Consider the following 18,543-nt stretch of genomic DNA (forward strand, 5'->3'; position numbering starts at 1 on the left):
CAGGATGGCACATCTGGATGAGGTTATCGTCAAAGTCGATGACACCCTTGCCGAGGGCGTTATCACTCATATGAATGAGCTGCTGATCGCCCTGAGCGATGATCCACAACTCAGCCGTGAGGAACGCTATACCCAGCAGCAGCGCCTGCGCACTGCCATCGCCCACCATGGGCGACAGCATCAGGAAGAGCTGGACGCACGCCGCGAGCAGCTGACGAAAGGTGGCGCGATCCTCTGAAGATGCGCTCAGAACTGGCGCCTGGCCACCAGCCAGGCGCCCACCACCAGCATCACCGCGCCGCATACCGGCCCAATCAGCGCCCGCACCGGCACGCCGTGGGCGCGTACTAAATCCATGATCAACCCGCCAACCAGCTGGCTGGCGACCAGTACCGCAATGGTGGTGGCCGCGCCCACGCTCTGATAGCCGCTGATGCTGGCGAAGACGAAAAAGGACCCCAGCAGGCCGGGGATCAGCGTCCACCACTTCACGCTCAGGGCCAGCTCCTGAAAGCCGGCGACGCCCTGGCGCAGCAGTAACATCGTCACGAAAATAACGATCCCCACCAGCGAATTGAGCAGCATGGCGATAAGGATCGTCGACGCCGACTGGGTGATGCGCACCATCAGGGTATTTTGCACCACCAGACCAACGCCGGCGGCGACCAGACAGGCGAGGGTAAGCGACGCATTCATGCCTTGCCGTCCGGATCCTGACGCTCATCCAGCTGCAGCTGCATAAAGGTGAGATCCAGCCAGCGACCAAATTTGGTCCCTACCTGCGGCATCTGCCCGGTAGTGATAAAGCCCAGCGTTTCATGCAGATGCAGCGAAGCGTGGTTCTGCGATTCGATACCGGCGACCATCACATGTTTATTCAGCCGACGCGCTTCGGCGATCAGCGCAACCAGCAGTTTGCGACCCAGCCCTTTCCCCTGATGATCGGGGTGAACGTACACCGAATGCTCTACGGTGTGGCGGAAACCGTCAAACGCGCGCCAGTCGCCAAACGAGGAATAGCCGGTGATGACGCCGTTTTCCTCGTTCACCAGCACCGGAAAGCCGGCCAGCTGGCGGGCTTCAAACCACGCGATGCGGTTGTCGGTATCCACGGTTTTATCATTCCAGATGGCGGCGGTATGCGTGACGGCGTGGTTATAGATCTCGGCGATCGCCGCACAGTCGTCTTTAATGGCAGGGCGGATGGACATAGCAAACCTCAGTTTTTGTACACTATAGTAGTACGATATTATTACAATAATGAACATCGCACTGTCATCCGTTTTCCGCATAATTTTTTCTGATGACCCGGTAATAACGCGGCCCGACGGGCAGTTGTGTAATGGGTGGTCGCACACTATAGTATTACGTTATGAATACTATAGAAGACAACCTCAATCAGCGCATCAGTGCACGCATCCGCATCGAGCGCGAGTCCCGCGGCTGGTCGCTGAACGACCTCGCCGAACGGGCCGGCGCCTCACGGGCGATGATCCATAAAATCGAGCGCGGCGAAAGCAGCCCGACGGCCTCGATGCTGGGCCGTCTTTCCGGCGCCTTCGGCATCAGTATGTCAACGCTGATCGCCCGGGCGGAAATGCAGGAGGGTAAGCTGCTACGCTTCGCCAGCCAGCCGGTGTGGCACGACCCGCAAAGCCACTATCTCCGCCGCCATGTCTCGCCGCGCAGCGATCTGCCGATCGATCTGGTGCAGATTGAGCTGCCGCCCGGCAGCGATGTGCCCATGCCGGCCTCTTCCTATGCGCTCGCCCGCCAGCTTATCTGGCTGCAGCAGGGCGAGCTGGTGTTCATCGAAGGGAATACCCGTCATGAGATGCAGAAGGGGGATTGTCTGGAGCTTGGCCCGCCCAACGACTGTCGCTTTATCAATGAATCTGCGGAGACCTGCGTCTATCTGGTGGTTCGCCTTAATCAATCGCCATCCGGCTCTTAATGGTAAAGCACGTTGCGCATAAAGCAGCTAGCCTCAGTACAGTCTGCTAACAAGAGGAGTTTGCTATGACAGATCAACCGCAACGCCAACACCGCTGGGTACTGGCTTCCCGCCCCCATGGTGAACCGACGGCAGAGAATTTCCGCCTGGAAGAGAGCGAGGTGCCGACGCCGGGACCGGGGCAGGTTCTGCTGCGTACCGTTTATTTATCGCTCGACCCCTATATGCGCGGGCGCATGAGCGACGCACCTTCTTATTCGCCACCGGTGGCCATTGGCGCGGTGATGGTGGGAGGGACCGTGAGCCGCGTGGTCACCTCAAATCATGCTGATTTTCAACCCGGCGACTGGGTGCTGGGCTACAGCGGCTGGCAGGATTATGAACTCTCCGATGGCAACGGACTGGTGAAACTGGGTGACGACCCGCAACACCCGTCCTGGTCGCTGGGAGTTCTGGGGATGCCGGGCTTCACCGCCTACATGGGATTGCTGGACATCGGCCAGCCGAAGGCGGGCGAAACGCTGGTGGTCGCTGCGGCGACCGGTCCGGTTGGCGCCACGGTCGGACAGATCGGCAACATTAAGGGCTGCCGCACCGTCGGCATCGCTGGCGGCGCGGAGAAGTGTCGGTATGCGGTTGAGACGTTAGGCTTTGATGTCTGCCTTGACCATCGCGCCGCGGATTTCGCCGAACAACTGGCCCAGGCCTGCCCGCAGGGCATTGACGTTTACTACGAAAACGTCGGCGGCAAGGTCTTTGACGCGGTGCTGCCGCTGCTGAATACCGCGGCGCGGGTCCCGGTCTGCGGGCTGGTGAGCGGCTATAACGCCACCGGTTTGCCGGACGGACCGGATCGTCTGCCGCTGCTGATGGCGACCATCCTCAAGAAGCGCATTCGGATGCAGGGCTTTATTATCGGCCAGGATTACGGGCATCGGATCGCGGAATTCCAGCAGCAGATGGGGCGCTGGGTGCAGGAGGGGAAAATCAAATATCGCGAACAGCTGATCGACGGTCTGGAGCAGGCGCCGCAGGCGCTGATCGGCCTGTTAAAAGGTGAGAACTTCGGTAAGGTGGTGATCCGCGTCGCGGCGGACGACTAGTCCGGCGGATCCGACTTACTCTGCCCCTTTTCCCGCGACGGAAAAGGGGCATGTCAGGCGTGTCAGGCGTAAAAGGCTAACCGTTGGGCGAGCAGATCGACAAAGGCTTCGCGGTCCACATCCAGCATCAGGGTGGTATTGGGCCGATTGCCAGTCAGATGGTAGTAATCGACCACCGTCATCCCCTGGGTATATTTTCCTTCCGTTTCCACGCCGACCCAGCGTTCGATAGTGGTAAATATCTCCGGCTTGAGGAGCCAGGCGATGGGCAGGGATCGTGCAGCGGCGCGCCGTCGAACCCCCACTTTTCATCCTTGTGGTAGGCCATAAAGAAGTCGAGCAGCTCGGCGACAATGGTCGACACCGGATTGCCAATCTGGCGGAATCGCTCGATATCGGCGGGAAGGATTTGCGCCTTATGGGTGACGTCAAGGCCTGCCATCACCACCGGGATCCCCGACTGAAAGACCATTTCCGCGGCCTGCGGATCGACGAAAATATTAAACTCTGCCGCTGGCTGCCAGTTGCCCAGCCCCATTGCGCCCCCCATGATCACGATGCGGGCGATTTTCGCGTGCAGCTCCGGGTGGCAGGCGAGCAGCAACGCCACGTTAGTTTGTGGCCCGGTGGCCACCAGAGTTACCGGCTCCTGGCTCTCGCGCAGCACCCTGGCCATCAACTCGACGGCGGTGCAGTTCTGCGGGGCAAAGGTCGGTTCCGGCAGGCTTGGGCCATCCAGTCCGCTCTCGCCGTGCACGTTATCGGCGATGATCAGATCGCGCATCAACGGTTTCCGAGCGCCGCCGGCAACCGGGATATCCGGCCGGTTCAGCAGCGTCAGCATACGCAGCACGTTGCGCAGGGTCTTCTCCGGCGTCTGGTTTCCCGCGGAAGCGGTGACGGCTTTTACCTCCAGCTCCGGCGAGGCGAGGGCGAGGACCAGGGCGATCGCGTCATCATGTCCCGGATCGCAATCAATCATCATCGGCAGTGCCATAGCAGCTCCTTGTTGGCGTTGTTCTGTGACCAGGCTAACGCTGTGAGGCGAGGCAGACGAGATGGTGTGCAGAATAGTGTGATGGAGGCCACGATTGCAGCGATGGCATCGCGTATCGTCACGTGATCGTCCGCAATCATGTTGCCTCGTTTTGCGGTGGCGCAAGCTGGCGCAAGCTGGCGCTCGCCGCGGCGCAATATAATAGAAAAATTGCTAATCCTTACGGATATTAATGGTTTGCTTTTCGGTGAGCGGATTCTTATCCTTAAGAAAACTCGAGAGGTTATTACGATGAAAGATGTAGTAGATAAATGCAGCACCAAAGGCTGCGCCATTGATGTCGGTACCATCATTGATAACGAGGACTGCGTCTACCGGGCTGAGAAAATGTTCCCGAGCCGCGAAGAAGCAGAATCCACCGTTGCCGCCGTGCGCGAACGTGCCGCCGCCGCAGCGCCGGCCAGTGAACCGCCGCAGGTTGATTACACCATTGCCGCCGCCGGCGACGCGGTGAAACTCGATCTCGCCATCGCCTTCTCCTGCCAGGCGGAAAAGATCATTTTCGAGTTATCCCTGCGAAATCTGCTTTAACCCGCGGAAGCGCAACAACGTTAAGCCTTCGCCCGCCGCTCCGCGGGCGAAGTCGAGCGTTATTCGAAGCGCCAGGCGAGGTTCAGGCCGATGCCGTAGTTACGTCCGGGAGCAGGCTCGTAGTAGCGCCCGTTGGACTCATTAACGATAACGGACCCGACGTACTCCCGGTCGAACAGATTGTCGACGCGGCCGAACAGATCCATGTCCATCCTGCCGTAGCTCCATTTATAGCCAGTCGTCAGGCCAACCACCGTCCAGGAAGGCGCTTTAGCCGTGTTTTCGTCATTGGCCATGATGTCGCTCATGTAGCGAATATCGCTGCCGGCGTACCAGCCCTGCTCCGGCTGATAGCCAAAGGAGGCGAAGCCCATATTGCGTGCGATCCCCGGAATGCGGTTACCGTTGCAGCTGGCGTCATCGCAGACGTTAGTGCGATAGGTCGCGTCCAGCCAGGTCCAGGCCGCCTTCAGACGCCAGCTCTCGCCAAACTGCTGATCCAGTCCCAGCTCCATCCCCTGACGACGGGTTTTGCCGGCGTTTTTATAGCTGGTGCGCCCGCCGCTGCTGCTGTCGACCACGATCTCATTATCGGTATTGGTCTGGAACAGGGCGGCGGTGAGCAGCCCATTGCCGATCCGCGTCTTACTGCCGATCTCCACCGTGTCGTTGGTGGAGGGCTTCAGGCCGAAATTGAGGCCGCTCTGGTTATCGGAGCGGTATGACAGCTCGTTGATAGTCGGCGTCTCGAAGCCGCGGCCAGCAGAGAGGTAGACGTTCCACGCGTCGGTCAGGGCATACTTCAGCGAGCCTGCGGGTAGCCATTTGTGATAGCTGGCATCGCCGCTGTCATCGCCATTGCCTGGGGTGATGTAGTAGTCATTCGAGTCGAACCATACTGAGCTGTAGCGAACCCCGGCATCGAGCGAGAGTTTTTCCGTTAACTGCCACTGGGTCTGCAGGTAGGGGTCGACGTTCCACATCAGGTTGCGTTCGTTACGGCGCAGCGCGCCCTGTTCGCCATACTGTGGCGCGCCGTTGAGCATCACAAAGTTTTCATACCCTTTGCGGCGCTCGCTCATGTTCTCGTAATCGAGACCGGCGGTGAGAGTAACGGGCACCAGCCACTCTCCGCGATGGGTCAGGCGAGTATCGATCCCCTGGTAGTGACGGGTGAGATCGATCACCCCGCCGGCATGGCTCGGCTTCAGCTGCGGCGCGCGCGGGATCGACTGGTACTGCGTGGTTTCGCGTTCGCCGGCGTACATCATGACGCTGAGATCGTCCTGGGCGCTGAGCTGGCGCTCATAGCGCAGGCCGGCCTGGGTCTGCCGGGTATTCTTGCGGGTATTATACTGGTCGCCGCGCGGCGACTGGCGCGGGTTATCGCGCCATTCGTCGGCGGTTAAGCCGCCGGCGTCATTGGCTTTGATATCCACGCTGTTCAGCAGCAGCGTCAGCTTACTGACATCGTTGATGCGCACCCCCAGTCGGGCGTTCGCCAGATTTTTGCGTGCGCCGCTGTGATCGCGATAGCCATGAGTGGTGAAGCGGTTGGTCGAGACCGTGTAATCCACATCGCCTGCATGGCTGCCGTCGCCAACCGCGCCAGTGGCCTTCATCCCGTAGTGCCAGGTACCGAAGCTGCCATAGTAGCTGCTGGCTTCCACGGTGGGCGGCTGGGTGCCGGTCTGGCTGGTGACGTTGATCACCCCGCCGGACGAGTTACCGTACAGGGCAGAGAAGGGGCCGCGCAGCACCTCAATAGTGTCGACGCTGCCAATATCGATATTCGAGGTCTGCCCCTGGCCGTCGGGCATGGTCGCCGGAATGCCATCGACATAGATGCGCAGTCCGCGTACGCCATAGGTTGAGCGGGAGCCAAAGCCACGAATCGACAGTTGCAGATCCTGGGCATAGTTTTGCCGGTTCTGCACCTGCAAGCCCGGTACGGCGCCCAGTGATTCAGAGAGGTTGACGCGCGGGGCGGCCTGGCGCATTTCATCCCCATTGACCACGCTGACGGCGGCGGGGGTATCCAGTTCAGAAACAGTGGTTGGCGCGGCGGTCACCACCATGGTTTGTTCATCAGCGGCCTGGGCGGCGGCGATGAGCGGCAGCAGCAGAGCCGGCAGGGCCGCGTGACGCACGGACAGGATTTTCATCGATAGTACTCGGGAAACGAACCAAATGGAACATATGTAGATATGTTACCCCGTTTGTAAAATATTTGAAAATTATTAACCGTCGTTGGTTAACGGATAGTGCTTCTTGCTGATGAATTTACCGAACAACAACAATTAGCGCTCCACTTTGAGATAAATAATGATTACTATTCGCATTCAAAAATAAAGGTAAAGCCATGACTTTACCGCCGGAAGCGATGTCGGGTCAGCACATACTGGTTTATCAAAGGGAGTCGTCATGTCACTACGTCATTTTGCCGCGCCGCGTCTGCGCCATTCACTGTTATTTACCTCTCTGCTGCTGGCAGGTAGCTTTAGCGCCCACGCCGCGGATGAGATGCTGCGTAAGGCCGTCGGGAAAGGGGCCTACGAAATGGCCTACAGCCAGCAGGAGAACGCGTTATGGATCGCCACGTCGCAGAGTCGCTCACTGGACAAAGGCGGTATTGTTTATCGTCTTGACCCCACCACCCTGGACGTGACGCAGATTATTCACAACGATCTGAAACCGTTCGGCGCCGCTATCAACCATGCCACCGGCACGCTGTGGTTTGGCAATACCGTCGACAGCACCGTCACCGCCATTGACGCCAAAACCGGCGCGGTGAAAGGGCGTCTGGTGCTGGACGAGCGTCAGCGCAGTGAAACCGTGCGCCCGCTGCAGCCGCGCGAGCTGGCGGTCAATGAGCAGACCAACACGGTCTACATTACCGGTCTGGGCAAAGAGAGCGTGATTTGGGTGGTGGATGGCGCGACCCTGAAGCTGAAAACCACTATTACCGGCACCGGGGCGATGGCGACGGGTCTGGCGATCGATCCGCAGGCGAAACGTCTCTATACCACCAATGCCGATGGCGAACTGCTGACCATCGACAGCGAGAGCAACACCATTGTGTCGCGCAAAAAATTGCAGGACGATGGCAAAGCGCACTTCTACTTAAACCTGAGCCTTGATACCGCCGGTCATCGCGCCTTTATCACCGACAGCAAGCAGCCGGAAGTGCTGGTGGTTGATACCCGCGACGGTAAAGTGCTGGAGAAAATCGCCGCGCCGGAATCGCTGGCGGTGCTGTTTAACCCGACGCGTAATGAAGCCTATGTGACGCACCGTAAGGCCGGGGAAGTCAGCGTCATCGACGGTAAGCGCTACAAGATCGTGAAGACCTTTAAAACGCCGACTCACCCCAACAGCCTGGCGCTCTCTGATGACGGCAAAACGCTGTACGTCAGCGTGAAACAGGCTTCCAGCCGTGAGAAAGAGGCCACTGCGCCGGATGATGTGATCCGTATCGCGCTGTAAGCCAGCTGCCCGGGCGCGACGACGATCGGTCAAGGTCGCGCCCCGTATGCCGTCCGGCACCTCACCCTCTGTTACAAACGCGTATTGGCCTGATAAACCAGATGGTTATACACTTAACCCTTTCCCGCTTCGCGCGGGCAGTGGTAATCAGTGGAGATAAAATGAAAAAGCCATTTATGGTGATTTGCGCCGGTGCGATGCTGGCGCTGCTGGCAGGCTGTTCGTCCAACTACGTTATGACCACCAAAAGCGGTCAGACGATCGTCACCCACGGCAAGCCGCAGCTGGATAAAGAAACGGGGATGACCAGCTATATTGATGAGTCTGGTAATAAGCGGGAAATTAACAGCAGCGACGTGTCGCAGCTGGTTGAGGATAACTAAATCCTGACCTCCCGGTTTGCCCGCGATGGACAAACCGGGAGTCCTGCCAGTTACTTCCTGAGCGTCGGCGCCGTACTGTGGATCGCATGCACGCGTTTACGCACGCCAAACCAGCCAGCTACCAGCAGCACCGCCAGCAGTGGAATTGAGCCAATGGTGTAAGTGCCGTTCGGATAATCGAAGGCCATCAGCACCAGCACGCTGAACAGGAACAGCAGCGTCAGCCAGGAGGTGAATGGCGCCCCCGGCATTCTGAAGCTCACCTTCGCCGCTTTTCCTTCCTTGATCGCTTTGCGCAGACGCATCTGACACACCACGATAAAGCCCCAGGAAGCAATGATCCCCAGTGACGCGACGTTCAGCACGATCTCAAACACCTGCGACGGCACCAGATAGTTGAGGAACACCCCCACCACATACACCGCCAGCGTTGCCAGGATCCCGGCGTAAGGGACGTGGTGACGGCTCATCTTCGACATAAACTTCGGCGCGGAGCCCCCCATCGACATCGAGCGCAGGATACGTCCGGTGCTGTAGAGGCCGGAGTTGAGGCTGGAGAGGGCGGCGGTTAACACCACGATGTTCATCACGCTACCGATATAAGGCACGCCCAGTTTTGAGAAGAAGGTGACGAACGGGCTCTGTCCTGCCTGGTAGGCGGTCCACGGCAGGAGCAGCACCAGCAGCACTACCGAACCGACGTAGAACAGGCCGATACGCCAGATCACGCTGTTAATGGCCTTAGGTACCATCGACTCCGGATCTTTACACTCGCCGGCCGCGGTCCCCACCAGCTCAATAGAGGCGAAGGCAAAGACCACGCCCTGCACCAGCACCAGCGCCGGCAGGAGGCCGTGAGGGAAGAAGCCGCCGTTATCAGTGATCAGGTGGAAGCCGGTGGTATTACCGTCCAGCGGCTTACCGGAGCCGAGGAAAATGGTGCCGACCACAAGGAATGCAACGATAGCCAGCACTTTGACCAGCGCGAACCAGAATTCCATCTCGGCGAACCATTTTACGCCGATCATGTTCATGGTACCGACGATCGCCAGCGCGCCAAGGGCGAAGACCCACTGTGGCACATCGCCAAACGCGCCCCAGTAGTGCATATACAGCGCCACGGCGGTGATATCGACGATCCCGGTCATGGCCCAGTTAACGAAGTACATCCAGCCGGCCACGTAAGCGGCCTTTTCACCGAGGAATTCCCTGGCATAGGAGACGAAGCTGCCGCTCGAGGGTCGGTGGAGAACCAGTTCGCCGAGAGCGCGAAGAATAAAGAAGGAGAAGATGCCGCAGACCAGATAGACCAGTGCGAGCGCTGGCCCTGCCATTTGTAAACGTGCCCCGGCGCCGAGGAACAAACCGGTACCGATAGCGCCGCCGATGGCGATCATCTGTACCTGACGGTTGCCCATCGCTTTGTGATAACCCGCTTCATGCGAGTTGAGCCAGTGGCGTTTTGCAGCATGGTGCTCCGCTGCAGTGTCGTGTTTCGTATTCATTGATGTATCAGTTTCCTGTCAATGCCCATGTTTGCAGCCGGAGTGGATGACGGCTGGCACATTATGCTGGCTTTCTCATCATTCTGACGTAGGAGATAAGCTCAGACATGGCGCTGAATCCTACACGTAACGTAATAGTTACGCACCTAAAACATTTACCGATAGCATTTGACAGATTTATCAATGAGATCAATGTCGCAGAGTTTTCAGCAACAGAGTGAAAGCGCTGGTATGCTGGCGTCGACTGGGGTAGTAGAGATGGTAGCCGGGGAAGGTAGGCGTCCAGTCTGCCAGCACCCGCACCAGCCGGCCACTGGCTACGGCCTCCGTTACGCAGTCGTCCGGAACGTAGGCCAGACCCAGGCCCGCCTCCGCCGCGTCGATGCGCTGCGGCAGGCTGTTGAGGATCACTTGCCCCTCCACCCGCACCTGAATCTCCCGGCCGTCTCGGGCAAACTCCCAGGCGTAAAGCCCACCCCGTGTCGGCAGCCGCAGATTGATGCAACGATGCTGCGCAAGATCCCAGGGCGTCTGCGGCGTACCGGCCAGCTGCAGATAGGCTGGCGAACCCACCACCGCCATCCGCATATCCGGAGCAATGCGCACGGCAATCATCTCTTTCGCCACCTGTTCGCCGAGTCGCACCCCGGCGTCAAACCGGCCATCCACGATATCCGTGAGGCCATTATCAACAGTGATTTCGATGTTAATATCCGGATATTGCAGCATAAATGGCTTTAGCGCCGGCCAGAGTACGGTGCTGGTGGCATGCTCCCCGGCGGTGATGCGCAGGTTGCCCGCCGGGCGTTCGCGCGTATCGCGCAGCGCGGTCAGCGCCCGCTCCATCTCCTCCAGATGCGGACCGAGGCGCTGAATCAGTCGCTCGCCCGCCTCGGTCGGTACCACGCTGCGGGTGGTGCGGGTCAGCAGCCGCACATCGAGACGCGCTTCGAGATGGCGCATGGCATGGCTGAGCGCCGACTGCGACACCCCAAGCTGGGCCGCCGCGCGGGTAAAGCTGCGCTCACGCGCCACCACCATAAAGGAGAGCAGATCGTTTACGTTCTCTTTTAGCATAATCTTTCCGGATTGATGAATACTGCTCACAGGTACGCAGAGTGTATGCCCGATGAAGGGGAGGCGCCAGCCTGTTGGCCGGACGCAGTGGAGCAGAATGACCACGACGGTTAACAACGCAGGGTTTAATTCATCAAGACGGTGAATGTAATGTAAGATGTCCAAAAAACCGCAGCGCCAGGCGAACCCACACAATGACACCCTTACACTTTCATAAATATCACGGGCTGGGTAATGATTACCTGGTATGCCATCGCGATGTTGCCGATCAGTTGAGCAACGAGCATATTCAAATTCTGTGCCATCGCCACTATGGTGTGGGATCGGATGGCTTGCTGATCGACAGCGGCGATCAGATCAATCCCACACTGCGTATTATCAATCCGGACGGCTCCGAGGCGGAGAAAAGCGGTAACGGGCTACGGATCTATGCGCGTTATCTTTTTGATATCGGTCGTGTCGGCCATGAGCCCTTTCTGGTACATACGGCGGGCGGTGACGTTTATTGCACTGTCCATGGCGATGTTCATCAGATTAGCGTCGACATGGGGCGGGCGAATTTCAATCCGGCGGCGCTGCCCGCCTTAGTGAATTTGCCTGAGGCGGTGAATTATCCCTTGCCGCTGGCGGATGAAACCCTGTCCGTCGTGCTGGTCTCGATGGGCAATCCCCACTGCGTTGTCCTCGTCGATAAGCTCGACCTGGCGCAGGTTCATCGTTTAGGGCCGCAAATCGAAAACCATTCCTTGTTCCCCAAACGCACCAATGTCCAGTTTGTGGAAGTTATCGATCGCCATACGCTGAAGATTGGTATCTGGGAGCGGGGCGCCGGGTTTACGATGGCCTCCGGGAGCAGCAGCTGTGCGGCTGCCAGCGCGATGCGCCGGTTAGGGAAGGTGGACGATCGGGTGGATGTCAACATGCCTGGTGGTCAGCTGCACATCACCTTCGACGCGGATTTTCAGGTTCGTATGCGTGGCCCGGTGCATAAAATCGCCAGCCTGACGCTGGATAGAGACTGCTTTGTTGGCGGCAGCGCCATCTTCACTGGCGCTGCATAACAGGTGGCGCGGTCAGCCTGAAATTAACTCTCCTGAGGATCAGCCGACGGCCCGTTTGCCGAACAAACGATGGTGGCATGATCCCACCAGGCATTGTGCTTAACGTCGGTGGCAAGGACGGTAAATTGCGCCTGCTGTATCTCATTCAGTAAAGCCGGGAGGGGTTTAAGCGTACGCCAGGGCTGCCCCTCTTTCAGGAGATGATGCTTGACAGGATCGTAAGTGGCGAGGTCTTCAGCATAACGAGGAAGCCCGCACATCGAGCCGATCACCAGCCGGCCTGCGGGTTTCAGCAATCTTCTCGCCTCGGCGAAAAAACGGCGACGCTGATCTTCCAGCAGACAATGTAGACAGCTGCCATCAATGATTAAGGCAAACTGGGCATCCTCACATTGAGAAAGATGACAGACGTTGCCGACGAAAAATGTGGCGTCCAGACCCGCTTGCTGAAAACGGTCTTCCGCCCAGCGGATCGCCGTTTCGGACACATCAACACCCCACACGGCATAGCCTCTTTCCGCCAGATACTGGGCGGCCATGGCACCATTGCCACATCCCAGTTCAAGTACCGGCGCGCCGGGAGCCGGTAAATAGCCATGGGAATCCAGCCAATGAAATGTTTTTTCCTGTTGTATCTTTGCCCTGGCAAAACCATCACCCGCCCAGGCGCTTGCTCCGTTGGCTAACAGCTGTCTGTAGCGTGCTTCATAGGGGTTCATCCTGAAAACACCTTTTATCATTGATTAAGATCACTACTGTATACGCCATTTAACATTGATATAAGTATTAGTTTGGCTACCTGGGAGAAACAGAAATGAACATCAACGTGGTCGGCACCAGCGGCTCAGGCAAATCCACCCTGGCCCGGCGCCTGGCACACCGGCTGGGACTACCCTGGATCGAGCTCGATCGCCTGTACTGGCGGCCGAACTGGCAGGGCACGCCGGATGAGGCGTTTTTCGCCGCCATTGCCGCCGCCACGGCCTCGCCGGGCTGGGTGCTGGATGGCAATTACAATCGCAGCCGCAGCGTCAAATGGCGCGAGGTGGATCTGGTGATCTGGGTCGATTATAGCCTCTGGCGCACGCTGCGCCAGGCGGTGTGGCGGGCGGCGAGCCGGGCGTGGCGGCATCAGGAGCTGTGGCCGGGCACGGGCAACCGCGAGAGCTTTCGCCGTTCGTTCTGCAGCCGGGAATCCATTATCCTCTGGACGCTGAAAACCTGGCGGCAGAATCGCCGACGCTATCTGGCCGATATGCAGGATCCGCAATATCGTCATATTCGCTTCGTCCGGGTGCACAATCCGCGGCAGGCAGAGGCGCTGCTCCGCGAGCTGGAAGCGCAGCGGTCAGGCGGGCATATCTAATTTTCAGCAGTACACATGTGAATTAATTGTTTCTCAATAGTTAGCAGAGATTTTAATAATGCAGGCACGTACTTTCATATGAGCCTGCGAAATGTCTTATCGAATCAGTATCCTGGATAAAAGTCCGCTTGCCGCCGGGGAAACCGCCGCGCAGGCGCTGGCGCGTACACTAACGCTGGCGCAACACGCCGAAGCCTGGGGCTATCACCGTTTCTGGGTCGCCGAACACCACAATACCGATCAGCTGGCGAGCCCCTCGCCGGAGCTGGTTATCGCCTGGCTGCTGGGCCACACCCGGCGGATCCGCCTCGGGTCCGGCGGCGTCATGCTCCAGCACTATAGCCCCTATAAGGTCGCGGAAAACTTTAACCTGCTGGCCGCCCTCGCGCCGGGTCGCATCGATCTCGGCGTCGGCAAAGCGCCTGGCGGCCTGCCGCTCTCCACCCGCGCCCTGCAGCAGGGCCTGCATCAGGAGGAGAAAGGGACCTTTGCCGATCAGCTGGCGCAGCTGGATAACTGGCTGTCGCTGACTGAGCCCGGTGGAGAGGAGAGCCTGCGCGCCACGCCGATCCCGCCGCGTCGGGCCGACGGTTTCCTGCTCGGTGCCAGCCTGGAGAGTGCGGAACTGGCGGCTCGTCTTGACTGGAACTTTGTCTTTGCCGCTCATCTCAATGGTGACAGCGCGCTGCGCCGTTCCGTGTTCAACCGCTGGCGCGAGCTGAGCCCGCGTGAGGCGATCGTCGCCGTGCAGGTGGTGGTGGCCGACGATCCGGCCACCGCCGCCGCGCTGGCGCAGCAGGTCGAGGTGTGGGGCGTCGAGCTGGAGAACGGCCAGCGGGTGACCGTCGCCAGTGAGGCTCAGGCCGTCGCCTTTGCCCGCCAGGCTGGCAGCCGGCCGACACGCATCCACCGCCGCGAATCCTCACTGATCTCCGGTACTCCCGAACAGGTTAAAGCCCGGCTTGACGCGCTGCAGGCGGAAGATCAACTGGATGAACTCATCATTGATACCCCTATTAGCGACGGGCCAGCGCGCCTGCACTCCCTGCGCCTGCTGGCGCAGGCTCACTACGGCAAGGAGGTGCTGAATGTCCTTTGAACAACAACTGATTAGCTGGCGGCGCGAGCTGCACCAGAACCCGGAGCTCTCCCTGCAGGAGGTGGCCACCACCGCGCGGATCCGCGACTGGCTGCAGAGCGGCGGGCTGACCCTGCTGCCCTACGATCTGAAAACCGGGCTGGTCACCGAAGTCGGCAGCGGCGACAAGGTGGTTGCCCTGCGGGCGGACATCGACGCGTTGCCCATCGAGGAGGCGACCAGTCTGTCCTATCGCTCGCAGAACCCCGGGGTGATGCATGCCTGCGGCCATGATATTCACACCAGCGTGATGCTGGGGGCGGCGCTGCTGCTGAAGGAGCGGGAAGCGGAACTCCCGGGGCGGGTGCGGATCCTGTTTCAGCCGGCGGAGGAAAATTTTGGCGGGGCAAAAACCCTGATCCGTGCCGGGGCGCTGGAGGATGTGTCGGCGATCTTTGGCATGCACAATGAGCCCGGCCTGCCGGTGGGCGAATTTGCCACCCGCGGCGGCGCGTTCTACGCCAACGTCGACCGCTTCGTCTTCAAAGTGACCGGGAAGGGGGCGCATGCCGCCCGCCCACACGAAGGAAAGGATGCGATCCTGCTGGCCAGCCAGCTGGTGACGGTGCTGCAGAGCGTGGCCAGCCGGGAAGTGAACACCCTCGACTCGGTGGTGCTCAGCGTGACGCGGATCCAGGGAGGCAATACCTGGAACGTGCTGCCGGAGAGCGTCGAGCTGGAAGGGACGCTGCGCACTCACAGCAGTGAAGTGCAGCAGCGGGTCAAGGCCCGGGTCAGCGAGATCGCGGCCGGTTTCGCCAGCGCCTTTGGCGCACAGATTGACGTCTTCTGGTATGCCGGCCCGACGGCCCTGGTCAATGACGCCCGCTGGGCCGACTTCGCCAGCGACGTGGCGGCCCAGGCCGGGTACCGCACCCATCACGCCGATCTGCATCTCGGCGGCGAAGATTTTGCGGTCTATCTTCAGCATATTCCCGGGGCGTTCGTCAGCATCGGCAGCGCCAGCGAATATGGTCTGCACCATCCGGCATTTAATCCGGACGAACGGCTTATTGCGCCCGCAGCGCACTATTTCGCCCAGCTGGCGGAACAGGCATTACAACACATTTAATGGATGACAGGGGAAGGGGTAGCTATGTCTGAAAATCGACAATTGCGTCTGGGAACGATATTACATGGCGCATCGGGAAATATGTCCGCCTGGCGTCATCCGGCGGCGCAGGCGGACGCCAGTATTAATTTTAACTTTGTCACACAGACGGCGTTAAAAGCGGAAGAGGGGAAGCTGGATTTTATTTTTGTCGCCGACGGGTTATATATCAATGAAAAATCGATTCCCCATTTTTTAAATCGCTTCGAACCCTTAACGGTACTTTCCGCGCTGGCCGCGGTCACCCGGCATCTGGGACTGGTGGGGACCTTATCGACGTCGTACAGCGAGCCGTTTACCACCGCCCGCCAGTTCGCCAGCCTCGACCATTTAAGCCAGGGACGGGCGGGGTGGAACGTGGTCACTTCGCCGCTGGAAGGGTCGGCGAAAAACTTCTCCCGGGCCCAGCATCCGGATCATGCGCTACGCTATCGCATTGCCGATGAATATCTGCAGGTGGTGAAAGGATTATGGGATTCGTGGGAAGAAGACGCCTTCGTGCGCAATAAAGAGAGCGGCCAGTTCTTTGACAAAAATAAACTGCATACGCTCGATCACCATGGCGATTTCTTTAAAGTGGCCGGCCCGCTGAATATTGCCCGTACGCCACAGGGACGGCCGATTATTTTCCAGGCCGGCGCGTCGGACGACGGCAAGAAATTAGCCGCACGCCACGCCGATGCCATTTTTACCCATCAGGAATCGCTGGCCGAGGCGCAGGCATTTTATCAGGATGTCAAAAGCCAACTCACCGCATATCAGCGCACCCCGGACCAACTGCATATCTTCCAGGGCGTCAGCGTCATCGTCGGGGATGACGCCGAGGATGCGGAACGTCAGTACCAGACTACCGCGGCGCTGGTCTCCATCGAGGATGCGCTGAATTATCTGGGGCGGTATTTCGAACATCATGATTTTTCACAGTATCCGCTTGATGAGCCGTTCCCGGATATTGGCGACCTCGGACAAAACAGCTTCCGCAGCACCACCGACGAGATTAAACGTCACGCCCGCGAGCGGGGATTAACCCTGCGCCAGGTGGCCCTGGAGGCAGCGAGCCCGCGTCCGCGCTTTACCGGCACTGCCAGCGATGTCGCCGATGGCCTGCAATTGTGGTTCGAACAGCACGCGGCGGACGGCTTCATTATTCAGGGCGGCACGCCGGAAACCTTCCCGCGCTTTGTGGATGAGGTGGTTCCGCTGTTACAGGCGCGCGGCCTGTTCCGTCGCGACTATCCGGGCACCACCCTGCGGGAAAGTCTGGGTCTGGCGCTACCTGCTAATCAATTCCAAAAATAATAAAAGAGAATCACGCTATGCAGAAAACAACACTCTTGCTGGCCGTCGCGTTGGCATTTAGCGCCTCGTCGTGGGCCCAGGACGTCAAGATCAATGGTACCGGGGTGAGCCTGGAGGCCAACAAAACGCCGATTCACACCGCGAAAAATCCACAGGCCATTGCGCTGTTGCCGAAAGATCTGCATCTGGCGGTGCCGGGGAAATTCACCGTCGCGGTGGCAGCCCTGAACTCACCACCGCTGACGGTCTTCGCCGATGACAACAAAACCCTGCTCGGCAGCGAGACGGATATCGCCCGACTGGTGGCGGAGAGCCTCGGACTGGAAGTGAACGTGGTTCCCACTTCATGGGAAGACTGGCCGCTGGGCATCACCTCCGGCAAATATGATGCCGCGATCAGCAATATTACCGTCACCAAAGAGCGCAAAGAGAAGTTCGATTTCGCCACCTACCGTAAAGACTCGCTGGGTTTCTACGTCAAAAGCACCAGTCCGCTGAGCAAAATTGACAAGGCGGAAGACATCGCCGGGCTGAAGATTATCGTCGGCTCCGGTACCAACCAGGAGGCGATCCTGCTGGCGTGGAACGCAGAGAACGTCAAGAAGGGGCTGAAGCCGTTTACCCCGGTCTACACCAAGGATGACGCCGCCCAGACGCTGGCCCTGCAGACCGGGCGCGCCGACGCCTTTTTCGGCCCTAACGTAATTGGCGCATGGAAGGCGGCGCTGACCGGCAAAACCAAACTGGTGGGCAGCGTTGACGGCGGCTGGCCGAAAGCGGCGCATATCGCGGTGACGCTGAAAAAAGACAGCGGGCTGGTGAATGCCGTCCAGGCGGCGCTGAACGGCGCTATCGCCAGCGGGGACTACGCCAAAGTGCTTAACCGCTGGGGTGAAGGGGTGGAGAGTATTCCGCAATCAGAAATCAACCCACCCGGACTGGGCGACTGACAGGAGGCGCGATGAGCGAAGCATTCCGCGATATTTCTCCGGACGCACCGGAGCTGCAGCCGATTATTAACGGGCTGTTTGCCGAATATGCCGCCCGCTACGGCGACTATTTTTCCCGCGATGCGGAAGTGGAGTTGACTGAGTGGTATTTGCCGCCGCAGGGGCTGTTTATCGTCCTTGAGCGTGAGGGTGAAATTATCGCCACCGGCGCTTATAAACCGAAAGATCGCCACACCGCGGAGATCAAACGTATCTGGACGCACCGCCGTCTGCGCCAGCAGGGGCTGGCGGCGAAGGTGGTCCAGGAGCTGGAGCGGCGGGCGGTGCTGGCCGGGTACAGCCATATCTACCTGACCACCGGCTTCCGTCAACCGGAGGCGGTAAAGCTCTATCTCAGCCAGGGGTATGAGGCGCAGTTTGACCTCACGCGAGACCCGGAAGAGTACAGCCAGCCGCCCTATGACGGCCGACTGCGGTTCACTAAAGCGCTGGCGGTGAGCGCCTTCAGCCACAGCGCCTGAG

17 protein-coding genes and 3 pseudogenes are annotated in these 18,543 nt (G+C 59.3%); 13 read left to right on the plus strand and 7 right to left on the minus strand.

What is annotated here, in order from left to right; all coding sequences use genetic code 11:
* The first annotated feature begins 4 nt into the window (after window positions 1-4).
* The gene (locus CWM57_RS01720; RefSeq protein WP_061154428.1) at window positions 5-238 is read left to right on the plus strand and encodes a YdcY family protein; all 234 of its coding nucleotides are present in this window, start codon (window positions 5-7) and stop codon (window positions 236-238) included.
* Between the two features lie 8 nt (window positions 239-246).
* Here the strand turns inward: CWM57_RS01720 and CWM57_RS01725 are convergent, their stop codons facing one another.
* Together CWM57_RS01725 and CWM57_RS01730 are read right to left on the minus strand one after the other, a co-directional pair.
* Entirely contained in the window at window positions 247-696 is a 450-nt protein-coding gene (locus CWM57_RS01725) for a DMT family transporter (RefSeq protein ID WP_032730509.1), read from the minus strand.
* Window positions 693-1,211: a GNAT family N-acetyltransferase gene (locus tag CWM57_RS01730; RefSeq protein ID WP_074385701.1), complete on the minus strand. Its 519-nt coding sequence runs from the start codon at window positions 1,209-1,211 to the stop codon at window positions 693-695. The genes CWM57_RS01725 and CWM57_RS01730 overlap by 4 nt, the downstream gene beginning before the upstream one ends.
* Window positions 1,212-1,372: 161 nt before the next feature.
* Between CWM57_RS01730 and CWM57_RS01735 the strand changes: the two genes are divergently transcribed.
* Window positions 1,373-1,954: a helix-turn-helix domain-containing protein gene (locus tag CWM57_RS01735; RefSeq protein WP_074385702.1), complete on the plus strand. Its 582-nt coding sequence runs from the start codon at window positions 1,373-1,375 to the stop codon at window positions 1,952-1,954.
* A 65-nt stretch (window positions 1,955-2,019) separates the two neighbouring features.
* Entirely contained in the window at window positions 2,020-3,057 is a 1,038-nt protein-coding gene (locus CWM57_RS01740) for an NADP-dependent oxidoreductase (RefSeq protein WP_100630568.1), read from the plus strand.
* Between the two features lie 62 nt (window positions 3,058-3,119).
* Here CWM57_RS01740 and rihA read toward each other — a convergent pair.
* A pseudogene (gene rihA, locus CWM57_RS01745) lies at window positions 3,120-4,054 on the minus strand (pyrimidine-specific ribonucleoside hydrolase RihA).
* Between rihA and CWM57_RS27345 the strand changes: the two are divergent.
* Window positions 4,016-4,177, plus strand: a pseudogene (locus CWM57_RS27345) (hypothetical protein); the annotation flags it as partial. The pseudogenes rihA and CWM57_RS27345 sit on opposite strands and share 39 nt — an antisense overlap.
* Before the next feature lie 168 nt (window positions 4,178-4,345).
* The gene (locus tag CWM57_RS01750; RefSeq protein WP_100630566.1) at window positions 4,346-4,645 is read left to right on the plus strand and encodes a DUF406 domain-containing protein; all 300 of its coding nucleotides are present in this window, start codon (window positions 4,346-4,348) and stop codon (window positions 4,643-4,645) included.
* 59 nt (window positions 4,646-4,704) lie between these two features.
* On the opposite strand, the gene pqqU is transcribed toward CWM57_RS01750, so the two are convergent.
* Window positions 4,705-6,810: a TonB-dependent receptor PqqU gene (gene pqqU, locus CWM57_RS01755; protein ID WP_165784118.1), complete on the minus strand. Its 2,106-nt coding sequence runs from the start codon at window positions 6,808-6,810 to the stop codon at window positions 4,705-4,707.
* A 259-nt stretch (window positions 6,811-7,069) separates the two neighbouring features.
* On the opposite strand from pqqU, the gene CWM57_RS01760 reads away from it, so the two are divergent.
* On the plus strand, window positions 7,070-8,131 hold the full coding sequence (locus CWM57_RS01760) for a YncE family protein (RefSeq protein WP_074385704.1): 1,062 nt from the start codon (window positions 7,070-7,072) through the stop codon (window positions 8,129-8,131).
* A 161-nt stretch (window positions 8,132-8,292) separates the two neighbouring features.
* Window positions 8,293-8,514, plus strand: a complete 222-nt coding sequence (locus CWM57_RS01765) for a YgdI/YgdR family lipoprotein (RefSeq protein WP_002906779.1) — start codon at window positions 8,293-8,295, stop codon at window positions 8,512-8,514.
* A gap of 50 nt (window positions 8,515-8,564) precedes the next feature.
* On the opposite strand, the gene ansP is transcribed toward CWM57_RS01765, so the two are convergent.
* Both ansP and CWM57_RS01775 read right to left on the minus strand, forming a co-directional pair.
* Window positions 8,565-10,019, minus strand: coding sequence for an L-asparagine permease (ansP, locus tag CWM57_RS01770; RefSeq protein ID WP_074385705.1), 1,455 nt, complete (start codon window positions 10,017-10,019; stop codon window positions 8,565-8,567).
* A 189-nt stretch (window positions 10,020-10,208) separates the two neighbouring features.
* Window positions 10,209-11,096 carry a LysR family transcriptional regulator gene (locus CWM57_RS01775; RefSeq protein WP_074385706.1) on the minus strand — a complete coding sequence of 296 codons (888 nt, stop codon included), beginning with the start codon at window positions 11,094-11,096 and terminating at the stop codon, window positions 10,209-10,211.
* Window positions 11,097-11,290: 194 nt separating this feature from the next.
* Here CWM57_RS01775 and dapF point away from each other — a divergent pair, with 194 nt between their 5' ends.
* Window positions 11,291-12,157, plus strand: a complete 867-nt coding sequence (gene dapF / locus CWM57_RS01780) for a diaminopimelate epimerase (protein ID WP_074385707.1) — start codon at window positions 11,291-11,293, stop codon at window positions 12,155-12,157.
* 23 nt (window positions 12,158-12,180) lie between these two features.
* Here the strand turns inward: dapF and CWM57_RS01785 are convergent, their stop codons facing one another.
* Window positions 12,181-12,876, minus strand: a complete 696-nt coding sequence (locus CWM57_RS01785) for a class I SAM-dependent methyltransferase (RefSeq protein WP_074385708.1) — start codon at window positions 12,874-12,876, stop codon at window positions 12,181-12,183.
* A 95-nt stretch (window positions 12,877-12,971) separates the two neighbouring features.
* Here CWM57_RS01785 and CWM57_RS01790 point away from each other — a divergent pair, with 95 nt between their 5' ends.
* The 5 genes and pseudogenes from CWM57_RS01790 (at window position 12,972) to CWM57_RS01815 (ending at window position 18,542) form a co-directional block, all read left to right on the plus strand.
* Window positions 12,972-13,523 carry a shikimate kinase gene (locus CWM57_RS01790; RefSeq protein ID WP_074385709.1) on the plus strand — a complete coding sequence of 184 codons (552 nt, stop codon included), beginning with the start codon at window positions 12,972-12,974 and terminating at the stop codon, window positions 13,521-13,523.
* Window positions 13,524-13,614: 91 nt separating this feature from the next.
* Window positions 13,615-14,622, plus strand: coding sequence for an MsnO8 family LLM class oxidoreductase (locus tag CWM57_RS01795; RefSeq protein ID WP_074385710.1), 1,008 nt, complete (start codon window positions 13,615-13,617; stop codon window positions 14,620-14,622).
* Window positions 14,612-15,733 carry a M20 peptidase aminoacylase family protein gene (locus tag CWM57_RS01800; RefSeq protein WP_061154439.1) on the plus strand — a complete coding sequence of 374 codons (1,122 nt, stop codon included), beginning with the start codon at window positions 14,612-14,614 and terminating at the stop codon, window positions 15,731-15,733. The genes CWM57_RS01795 and CWM57_RS01800 overlap by 11 nt, the downstream gene beginning before the upstream one ends.
* Before the next feature lie 24 nt (window positions 15,734-15,757).
* A pseudogene (locus CWM57_RS28100) lies at window positions 15,758-18,021 on the plus strand (NtaA/DmoA family FMN-dependent monooxygenase).
* Window positions 18,022-18,032: 11 nt separating this feature from the next.
* Window positions 18,033-18,542, plus strand: coding sequence for a GNAT family N-acetyltransferase (locus CWM57_RS01815; RefSeq protein ID WP_100675512.1), 510 nt, complete (start codon window positions 18,033-18,035; stop codon window positions 18,540-18,542).
* The last annotated feature ends 1 nt before the right edge of the window (window position 18,543 follow it).

The sequence above is a fragment of the Klebsiella sp. G-Nf4 genome (assembly GCF_002810615.1).
In the GTDB taxonomy this organism is placed as follows: domain Bacteria; phylum Pseudomonadota; class Gammaproteobacteria; order Enterobacterales; family Enterobacteriaceae; genus Klebsiella; species Klebsiella variicola.